This is a genomic window from Candidatus Magnetobacterium casense, from assembly GCF_019173545.1.
GTDB lineage: Bacteria > Nitrospirota > Thermodesulfovibrionia > Thermodesulfovibrionales > Magnetobacteriaceae > Magnetobacterium > Magnetobacterium cryptolimnobacter.
The window spans coordinates 1-10,543 of the sequence record NZ_JABXWD010000095.1; the positions used below are offsets into that span (position 1 = coordinate 1).

General features: G+C 50.8%; 7 protein-coding genes. All 7 read left to right on the forward strand.

The features are described 5' to 3' along the window. Positions 1-2,747 (forward strand): tetratricopeptide repeat protein (locus tag HWQ67_RS06990; RefSeq protein WP_218251963.1); only part of this gene is annotated, 2,747 nt, incomplete at its 5' end. Beyond that, a complete protein-coding gene (locus tag HWQ67_RS06995) occupies positions 2,738-3,670 on the forward strand; it encodes an ABC transporter permease (protein WP_218251964.1) in 933 nt (310 codons plus the stop codon). The genes HWQ67_RS06990 and HWQ67_RS06995, both read left to right, overlap by 10 nt. 209 nt (positions 3,671-3,879) lie before the next feature. Further along, a complete protein-coding gene (locus HWQ67_RS07000; protein ID WP_218251965.1) occupies positions 3,880-4,260 on the forward strand; it encodes a response regulator in 381 nt (126 codons plus the stop codon). A gap of 9 nt (positions 4,261-4,269) precedes the next feature. Further along, entirely contained in the window at positions 4,270-4,917 is a 648-nt protein-coding gene (locus HWQ67_RS07005) for a hypothetical protein (RefSeq protein ID WP_218251966.1), read from the forward strand. Positions 4,918-5,011: 94 nt separating this feature from the next. After that, a complete protein-coding gene (locus HWQ67_RS07010) occupies positions 5,012-6,607 on the forward strand; it encodes a lytic transglycosylase domain-containing protein (RefSeq protein ID WP_218251967.1) in 1,596 nt (531 codons plus the stop codon). Between the two features lie 14 nt (positions 6,608-6,621). Next, positions 6,622-8,052, forward strand: coding sequence for a hypothetical protein (locus HWQ67_RS07015; RefSeq protein WP_218251968.1), 1,431 nt, complete (start codon positions 6,622-6,624; stop codon positions 8,050-8,052). Positions 8,053-8,146: 94 nt separating this feature from the next. Beyond that, complete coding sequence (locus HWQ67_RS07020) at positions 8,147-10,468, forward strand: acetate/propionate family kinase (RefSeq protein WP_218251969.1); 2,322 nt, start codon at positions 8,147-8,149, stop codon at positions 10,466-10,468. Positions 10,469-10,543 lie beyond the last annotated feature (75 nt).

The window sequence follows — 10,543 nt, forward strand, 5'->3', positions numbered from 1 at the left end:
CCAATACGCTCCAGAGGCTCATTGACAAGGCCATGAAAACTGGCGGGCATACGAACCTTTACATTCAGACGCCCTATGACCTGACGCAGTTACCGTTTGAGTTGTTGAACAACGGGGGCTTTGTCTTGATTAACCATAACATGCACGTAATCCGGTTGGTGGAACAGAGGAACGAGTTAAATCCGGTGGAGAGAAAAAAAGAGCCGCTTCGGATGCTGTTTATGGCCTGTTCGCCAACGGATGAGGGTTTAGATGTCCTTGACTTTGAAAAAGAAGAGGAGCGAATCTTTGACAATACCAGCAAATACAACATCGACATGCAGGTTGAGGACACGGGCAGCCTTGAGGGGCTTAAGCAGGTCAACAACTCCAGCGGCGGGTTTGACATCATCCACATAACGGGTCATGCCGGCATGGATGAAGAGATGGGGCCGGTATTTTGCATGGAGGATGAGGTTGGCAACCTCAAGAAGGTATCGCCGGAGGGGTTATGGGACGCAATTGCGCAGTTTCCACCGAAAATACTTTTCCTATCGGGTTGCTCAACGGGTGAGGAGGCGTCGTCGGAGTCTTTTGCTTACAGGATGGCACACAAGGGCGTAAGGTGGGTGCTTGGTTGGGGGCTGTCTGTTTCGGATTATGGGGCGATGGTTGTGGCCGGTAAGATATACGAAAGTCTTTCGGTTGGCAATGGGATTGATTATGCCGTGCAGAGTGCGCGGAGGTTGACTGAGAGCAAATACCACCCCTGGCCGCTCTTGAGGCTGTTTGGCGACAGGTCGCCGATTATGCCGTTGGTAGAGGCCGGACAGCCGCTCCGGCATGTCAACCCTGTTAAGATGAGGCACAAGGTACTCAAGGACAGCAACGTGCGTGTGCTTGAGAGTGGGTTTGTGGGCAGGAGGCGGAATGTTCAGCGGGGGGTAAAAGTGCTCAGGGGGGAGGATGACAAGTTCGGGCTTTTGGTGCGTGGCCCCGCCGGGATTGGAAAGAGCTGTCTTATCGGGAAGCTCGTTGAGAGGTTTACGGACAAGGAGCTGGTCGTCTTTCACGGCGTGGTCAGTGAGAAGGATGTGATCCTGAATCTGATGAAATTGTTTGACAAATTGGACAATAAGGATGGTTTAGTAATCTTAAAATCTGACAGTGTGTATGAGGAAAAAATAAAAGCCCTCTTCCGCAAGGTCTTTAAATCTCAGATTCCGACAATCATATATTTCGATGACTTTGAGCGAAACCTTGACCGTCGTGGTAATCAGCATCACGTAAAAAATGCGGTCAAGGGTATCATCAGTCCATTTCTTGAGGCGATTGACTGGGCTGAAGGCAAGAGCAACGTCGTCATCACGAGCCGGTATAACTTCATCCTTGAGCACGAAGTTGAAAACCTGTTAGCGACAAGCCTTTATGACCTGACGCTCAGGTCGTTTGATGGCGCTGATTTAAGCAAGAAGAAGAGAGAACTTGCTTGTATCGCAAAGAGCAAGAACGTCGACCTGTATCTCAAGTACGGCGGCGGTAATCCACGTCTGCTGGAGTGGCTTGACGTCATCGCCAGAGACGAGGGCAAGTACGACCTGTCTGCTCTTGAGACAAGGTTGCAGGGCAAGCAGGCTGAGTTCATCCACAAGTATCTTGCGGGCGTGATTGCGGCGACTGAGGGGGAGGGGTTTCACACGTTCATCCAGAAGGCGGCTGTGTACCGGAAGCCTGTTGGCAAGGACGCATTTGAGGGGATTGGCGATGCGGAGTTTTTAGAGACAGGCGTTGATTTGACATTGGTCGAGCGTGAGGACGTGCCTAATGGTGAGGCCGTATACTGGGTAACGCCCGTCATTCGTGAGAACATGTGGAGCAAGTTGACGGTTGATGAGATGTCTGCTATGCACAAACATGCGTATCAATGGTATGACGGTTGGATTTCAAGAGCCACCGAACCGAATTACGCATACATGGAGGAGGCCGTTCATCACGCCCTTGAAGTGGACAACATCCCTGGTGCGTGTAAGCACGCTGCCGTGTTGGGGCAATATTTTGACGACATGGTTTTATATCGCTCGGGGCGAGCGTTTATGGAGAAGGTTGCTGTCAGGGTCTCAGATGCGGTGATTGATGAGGCGAAGGCAAAAAAAGATGCTAAGGTCGGCGATTTTCTCAATGAATATGGCAAGTTATTATGGACGTTAGGCGATTCAAAGCAGGCGATTGCGTTTCACAAAAAATCCCTTGCTATAAGATTGGAAGTATATGGAGAAAAACATCCACATGTGGCGCAATCTTATAACAACATTGGAGAGGCATTGAGGGCTTTAGACAAGTCAAAGCAAGCGATTGTATTTCACAAAAAAGCCCTTGATATCCAGTTGGAAGTCTATGGAAAAAAACATCAGGATGTGGCGCTATCGTATAACAACATTGGAGTTGCGTGGCACTCGTTAGGCAAGGCAAAGCAGGCGATTGAGTTTTACGAAAAATCCCTTGCTATCCAGTTGGAGGTCCATGGAGAAAAACATCCACGTGTGGCTACTTCTTATGGGAACATTGGAAGTGCGTGGAAATCGTTAGGTGACTCAAAGCAGGCGATTGAGTTTTTCAAAAAAGCCCTTGCTATCTTTTTGGAAGTCTATGGAGAAAGACATCCCAATATTGCTACTTCTTATCGCAACCTTGCCATCGTACTCCGCAAATCAGGCAATCGGCAAAAGGCATCCTTCTACGAGGCAAAGGCCAGGGCGGCATGGCATTAACGAACTCTGCCCGTGACGCAAAAGGAACACCCTCAACCTATCAACCAGCCCATAATGGGGTCAAGGGGGCTGGCCCCCTTGCAGGGGGTTCTGAAGGGGGGCGGAGGGGGTGGGGCACCCCGGCCACAAAACGCCCCCTTCTTCCTTCTTCCATCACGCCGCCGTCGCTTGCGGTGCGCATCTTTGCCGTGTGGTACCGGCACGTGCGGGTCTATACCAAGAACCTCGTCAGCAACGGGCTGCCTCCGTTTCTGGAGCCACTGATATTCCTCACCGGCATCGGATTGGGCCTGGGCAAGTACGTCCCACAGATGGGCGGGATCGCCTACGTGAGCTTTCTGGCATCGGGGCTTTTTGTGAGCACGGCGATGTTGACGGCGGCATTTGAGTGCTCCTTTGGCACCTTCATCCGGATGGAGTTCAACAAGGTCTACGACGGCATGTTGGCCGCTCCCATCAGCGTGGAAAACCTCCTCGTTGGAGAAATCCTGTGGGCCGGCACCAAGGGGTTTTTCTTCTCCTTTGCGGTCTTGTGCATTGTCGTGGCCTTTGGGATCATGCCCGTGTCCTACACGCTGCTGGTGCCATTTGTCGGCCTCCTGACAGGGATGATGTTTGGCGCCCTGTCGCTGCTCATTACGTCGTATGTCAAGACTATCACGTACTTTAATTTTTACTTTTCGGGGTTTCTTTCGCCAATGTTCTTCTTTTCCGGCGTGGTGTTCCCACTGGAGAACCTGCCAGAGCCGTTAATCGTCCTCGCCTATGCGTTGCCACTAACTCATGCGGTTCGTCTGTCCCGGGCGCTGTGTCTGGGCAGCTTTAGCAGCTATCTGCTCCTGGATTTGCTTTACATGCTCGCCTTTACGCTCATCGTCGGCTACCTCGCCATCGGACGGTTGAGGGGCAGGCTGTTGGATTGAACGGGGGAAAAGGCAAAAGGCAAAAGGCAAAGAAGGAGGGCGGCTCCGCCCCCTCCTCAGACCTCCCCCGCAAGGGGACCAGTCCCCTTGACCCCATAATGCTTAATCCTACAGTTTTTATCTTAGACAATTGACAAATCTATGACTGATATGCAATTGTATACTGTTACAACTGAGATTCTTAACATCAGAAAGGGATTTATGTTTATATGGCTACAAAGATACTGATCGTTGATGATTCCAAGGCCTCCCGCTATGGGCTTAGGAATTGGCTTTCCAAGGAGGAAGGGGCGGAGATATTTGAGGCGGGTAATGGCCTTGAGGGGCTGGAGAGATTTAAGGAGCATCAGCCCGATATCATATTCCTTGACCTGACCATGCCGGTGATGGACGGGTTTGAGGCGTTGGAGGAGATACGAAAGCTCGACTCTCTTGCCGTGGTGGTCGTGTTGACGGCAGACGTCCAGCAAAAGACCACGCAACGGGTGCAAGAACTGGGGGCGTTTATGGTGCTCAAGAAACCGCCCGTTAAAGACAACATACTCGATGCCCTGCACAAGGGGCTGGAGCAACGCAGAAAGGACAGGTAACCAGATCACATGAGCAGTAATACGGATGTCGTCTTTAACGAGCTTGAGATTGACACACTCCACGAGATGATGAACATATCCTTTGGAAGGGCGGCCAGAGACCTTTCGGAGGTCATTGACATATACGTTGTCCTGAGCATCCCTTCGATGGAGGTCATCAATGCCTCGGAGCTTCCAGATTTCATTGCGGAGAATATACAGCAGACCTCCTCGGACAGCACTATCATCTGCCAGAATTTCCTTGGCGATTACAACGGCATCTGTATGGTAGTCTTCCCAAGCGATGACGAGCACAAGCTCCTGTCGCTGTTTCAAGACGACAGCGATAGCAACAATGAATCGATGGCAGACCTCAACCTCGACCAGGAGGTCTTTCTTGAGATCGGTAATATCCTCATAGGGACGTGTGTCAGCAAGATGGCCGAACTCATCGGCGAGTCGGTGATATATCAACCGCCCGTCGTCGTTCACAGCAACCTGATTTCAACAAACCTCTACGCATCCATCTTTGACGCCTCACAGCTTGCCCTGACCCTCAACACCACGTTTAAGTTCAAGGAACAAGACCTGCACTGTTACCTCTTTCTGATTACGAGTTGCGCCACCGTGCCGTTTCTGAAAAAGGCCATCGTTGACTATCTCAGGCAGTTCGAGTAGTTGTAATATCAGCCTCTTAACTATTTCAAAAAAATTTTTTATTTTATGTATCAGGGGGACTTGACAAGTCTATTTTCTTTGTGTATAATTACTCATGCGGATAGTTAGGTTAACAACAATAGCAATAATAGCAGCAACATTAATGCTACCCATTAATGGATATGCGCTGTTCTATGGTGCAGAGAAAAAGGAAGAAAACAAAATAACCAACGGCTTGCCTTATGAAAAGATACCGCACCGTGCAATCAAGGAAAACTCCCCCGTATCACAACACAGCAACAGCGTCCAGACAGAACACTCGGTAAGTATAAATGCCGTCGATTCACCAGCGGATGCCGATGGCACTGACATGGGTGCGATGTTCAGAAGACTCGGCAACGGTCCCCCCGAAGACAGTGGCCTGATAATCGGCAGATTGACAGGAACACCGCAAGACATAACCCTGTTGACAACGGCACTGCCCACTCTGGGAGTGTCCGAAATCAGCGCCGAGGGACATTACAGGCTTGACGACAAGGCCAGGGCTGTTGTAGAGGGATACCTGGTGTATTTCTCAAAGAAAGTAAAATCAACATTTTCGCAGTGGTTGACCCATGGTTCCAGGTACGTGCCAGTGATGAAACAGGTGCTGCAAGAGCACAACGTCCCCGGAGACCTCGTTTATCTGCCCTTAATCGAAAGCGGTTTCAATATCTTTGCACGCTCAAATTCTCATGCGGTTGGCCCCTGGCAACTGATGGCCACAACGGCAAAGCGGTTAAATCTTAATATCAACTACTGGGTGGATGAGAGACACGACCCCATAAAATCAACCGTGGCGGCTTCAAGATACCTGAAATTCCTGTTTGAGAAGTTTGGCTCCTGGGACCTCGCAATTGCCGCATACAACGCCGGAGAACTCAACATAGAAAATGCCCTGAGACGCTCAAACACAACCTCCTTCTGGAAGCTGTTTAGCAGCACGCACATACCTAAAGAGACCCGACAGTTTGTCCCAAAATTCCTTGCAGCACGTGAGATAGGACAGACCCCCGATAAGTACGGCCTGGACGACGTGGATGTGCGAACCCCGTTTACGTTCGATGTGGTGGTCATCTCCCCGCCGGCCACGCTGGAATTCGTCGCCAAAGCGGCAGGCACCACTGTTGAGAAGATACGCGAACTAAACCCAGAAATCAAACAATGGTGCATCCCCCCTTACGTGCAGAAATACCGTCTGAGAATCCCCGTGGGAAAAAAAGACTCCTTCATGACAGCCTATAACGCCGCCAGTAATGGCGAAAGATACCCCCTGGCCAGCTACATAACCGTACAAGGCGATACCATCGCTGCTATCGCACGCAAGGCACGGGTGCAGGCAGACATCCTCCGAGACCTCAACCGCTTGTCATCAAAGGGCTCATTAACCCCTGGCATGGTCATTTATCTGCCACCAAACACAACCATCGCAAAGACAACAGATGATGACCATCAAACAGAAAAAATACGCGATAAACATAAAAACTTCAAAAAGACACGCTTAAACGCAAAGACATCAACGCATAAATCGAAAGTTTACGCAAAAACAACAGTGCAGAAGACGAAAATTCAAGCAAAAGCAAAAAATCCTGCATCCAAGAAAATCGTAAAAATACACAATAAAACGACCACCCAGACCAAGGCCTCAGTCAAACAACACAAACGCACATAGGGAGTCACCACCGAATGAGTAGCATAGCAGTTGTCTCTGTAACGGCCATACCGGTGCTTAGTCCTTTCTGGATACTTGCTGCCGGGGCTGGAGCCGCTGTGGCGGCATCTCGTTTTGCCCTGGATGTTTACGCCGACTACAAAGACGCAAAAAAAAACGCTCAAATGGCCGCCTTCGTTGCCTCCCTGCGCAACAACCTGAAAAACACGGTAGCCGAATTTAAAAGCGACATAGACAACCTGCAAGATGGCAGCAGTGACCACCTGCTGGAGAAATTAAGCCACATAGAGACCTTTGACCACACCATCCAACTTGCCAACACCCAACAGGCCGTGCAGGAGGCAGTCATAAAGTTTGGCCAACACTACAGCGCCCTCAAGGCTGAGATAGAGGCCATAAAGGTCGAACAACGACAGACCCAAAAGGCTAAAACCAAAAAGACCGAAACAATAAAGGCCACAGCAACGGAGTTTGCAGGGCATCAACCCACCCCTGTCACTACTGCCACCATCGATACCGCACAGCAGACAGGGCAACGCCACGTGCGACAGCCTGAGACCACCCTGCAACCCATAGGTGGAAAGGGTGAACGTGAGGAAATCGTTGCAGAAGCATGGCAGTTTTACAATCGCATACGGGACATCGATCCGGACTATGTCAGCGAGCTTACCCCGTTGGCAAACGAAATTGACCACTGTCCGTATTCCCAGCGCCTGCAACTGATCAGGACAACCATGAAGTTGCACTATGGCAAGATAAAGGCCATTATGGCGGAGACAAACTCCTTCAGGGATATGCTTGAAAAGCTCCTCGGATATGCCTCACAGTACGACGGCGCCGCCGAGGTCTCTCCAACGATAGAGACATTATTTTCACAAAAGTATATCAACAGGCAACAGTACGACAACGGCGTTGCACAGTTGACGGAGTTTGTTGCAAAAGCGGAGGAACGCATCGCACGACAGAGGCTTATCCGTCAACTCAAGGACAACATCGAGTCCCTGGGCTATGCCATTGCTGCCGGCACTGATACCGCTTCCACGGACGTTGAGGCATTGGCCTCAGACCTGCTCCTGAAAATAGACACCGGGCAGATCGTCTATATCGATACACAATGGCAGGACTACAAGGTCATGCTAAAGCTCAACAAGGATGCAGAGCTTACCACCAGGTTGATCAGACTCGTGCAGAGTCAACAGCAGACACAGGACGTCCCAACCAATCAGAGGCAGCGTGATATGGAAATAGCCAGGAAGTGGTGTGAGGACTATGACAAGTTCCTGGAAAAACTCCAACAAGAACATCTCTCTCTGGGCCTCAGACTCCGGAAAGAACCACAGGAGCAAGACATCCTCTACGTCGTAGACAATCGACAACAGACCAACAAACGCAAACAAGAAAAAACAGACAGTTCTGCACACAACACAGTGAGAACAGCAGACTGAACTCTCACCCCGTTGACGGCTTAAAATTTGAGGGCCGTTATCTCTGCAGAACTGGCAAATCTTACGTTGTAACAACAAGGAGGTACCGAACACAATGGAGCTACCGAACTTTCTCTCATCGGTGAAGCAATTTGAACCACTCAGTAAGGAAGAGATACAAACGCTGGTGTCAGCGGCAACAGTGCAGGAGTACACGGACGGCCAGGAGATAAAGAAACGGGGCGAACTCAGCAGATCGCTCTGGGTCGTCTACGACGGCAAGGCCAACGTGGCCTTAACGGAGGCCAATGGTGAAAAAAAAGTCATCGCAACCCTTACACGTGGTGAGATATTTGGCGAGATGTCGTTGATGAGTGGCGAACCCTCCGAAGCCGATATCGTAGCCTATGGTGGGTGTAAGGTCATCAGACTCGACAGGGAACTCTGCTCTGACGTGATAATGAAAAACCCCAAGACCCTGACCATTATAGCCCAAACCATCACCAGACGTCTGATCCAGAGGGAACGGGAAAACCTGGAAAAACCTGATATCACCACCGCCCTGCAACACAACACCGACCCCTATGACCTGGAGTTCTCCTCTGCCATAGAGCCTATAAAGGTGCTGGTAATAAACAGCCGCATAGCATCACTGAAGTATGCCTTGTTTGATACCAAGTACAGCATCCCCCTGATGGATGGTCTCATTGACAAGATTGGCACACCCAATTGCAGCCACACCGTCTACACCGCCGGCAGCAAGCATGAACTCACAACGGATGCCGGCACAACGGCAGAGGCCATAAAATCAATGGTTACCGCCCTGCTGGACTATAAATACGGTATGATAAAACACATCGACGAAATAAAAGCAGTCGGACACCGTGTTGTCCACGGTGGGGCTAATTTCTTTAACTCCGTGGTGATTGACGATAAAGTGAAGGAGGTCATCAGGCAGTGCTCACAACTGGCCCCCCTGCATAACCCATACAATCTGGCAGGGATTGAGGAGATGATGAAACTCCTGCATCAGGCCAGACATGTTGCGGTTTTTGATACAGCCTTCCACCGAAACATGCCCGAACACGCTTACAAGTATGCCCTGTCCAAGAGCTTGAACGAAGATGAGACCATCCGCCGTTATGGTTTTCATGGCATAAATCACCGCTACGTTACCTTAAAGGCTGCCACGTACCTTAAACGTTCCGTCAAGGACCTCAAGATCATTTCCTGTCACCTCGGACATGGCGCTTCGCTGTGTGCCATAGACCACGGACGAAGCATTGATACATCGATGGGGATGACGCCCCTGGAGGGGTTGATGATGGGCACCAGGTGTGGAGACGTAGACCCAGGAGTTATTATATATCTCATGAAACTGGGTTTTACGGCTGATGAACTCTCAAATATACTCAACGTGGAAAGTGGTCTCAAGGGGGTCAGTGGCGTCAGCAACTGCATGAAGGACGTCCTGGATGCCGCCGAGGAAGGTAACAAGCGAGCCAAGGATGCCATCGGGATGTACTGCTATCGTATAAAGAAGTACATTGGCGCCTACATAGCCGCACTTGGTGGACTGGACGTGCTCATCTTTACCGGCGGCATCGGTGAGAACTCCACAGAGGTACGTGCCAGGGTCTGTCAGGGATTGCAGCCCTTTGGCATCAGCCTCTATGAGGAGGCCAATCGTCAGGACAGGTCATTCCTGAAACAGGTGGAGGAGATAACCGCACCGGGGTCAAATATACGTGTGCTTGTCATCAAGTCCAATGAAAATATGATGATAGCCCGCGAAACCCTCCATGCCATGGGCAGGTTGCGTTCAACCAACGTAGAGGAGTACAGGCGCCGACCAATCCCCATCAACGTATCCGCCCACCACGTGCATGTCAACCAGGCTGCCTTTGAGGTGCTCTTTGGCCCGGGCAGGACACTGACTCCGAGGACCCCGCTGAGTCAACCCGGTCAGTACGCAAGCGAGGAAACGGTCAACCTCATTGGCCCAAAGGGCAGGGTGGAAAAGGTCAGAATTCTGGGGCCATTCCGAAAGGAGTGTCAGGTGGAGATCGCACGCACGGAGGAATTCAAACTCGGCATTGACGCCCCCGTCAGGGACTCCGGTGACATAGAGGGCACTCCAGGGATAATCCTTGAGGGTGAGGTCGGACAACTAAAAATCGACAAAGGAGTCATCTGTGCCCGACGACACGTACACATGTCCCCGGAGGATGCCCTGGGCTACGGTCTCAGGGATAGAGACGTCATCCTGGTCAAGGTGCAGAGCAAACGAGAGCTGATCTTTGGCGATGTCCTGGTCAGGGTCAACCCTGATTTCAGGCTCGACATGCACATAGATACAGACGAAGGAAACGCAGTCGAACACGTCACGGGTATTGTCGGCTACATCGAAGGCATTCAATCACGGGCATACATGTAGGCAAAAGAACACAGCCGGATAGCATTATAGCTCGTTTAGATTGAGCGAAATACAAAGAAAAAAAAAGGGGCGGCT

What these genes read in the sequence shown, in the direction of transcription:
- HWQ67_RS07015 (WP_218251968.1), top strand. Translation starts at nt 6,622, where the DNA reads ATGAGTAGCATAGCAGTTGTCTCTGTAACGGCCATACCGGTGCTTAGT.
- HWQ67_RS06995 (WP_218251964.1), top strand. Translation starts at nt 2,738, where the DNA reads ATGGCATTAACGAACTCTGCCCGTGACGCAAAAGGAACACCCTCAACC.
- HWQ67_RS07020 (WP_218251969.1), top strand. Translation starts at nt 8,147, where the DNA reads ATGGAGCTACCGAACTTTCTCTCATCGGTGAAGCAATTTGAACCACTC.
- HWQ67_RS07005 (WP_218251966.1), top strand. Translation starts at nt 4,270, where the DNA reads ATGAGCAGTAATACGGATGTCGTCTTTAACGAGCTTGAGATTGACACA.
- HWQ67_RS07010 (WP_218251967.1), top strand. Translation starts at nt 5,012, where the DNA reads ATGCGGATAGTTAGGTTAACAACAATAGCAATAATAGCAGCAACATTA.
- HWQ67_RS07000 (WP_218251965.1), top strand. Translation starts at nt 3,880, where the DNA reads ATGGCTACAAAGATACTGATCGTTGATGATTCCAAGGCCTCCCGCTAT.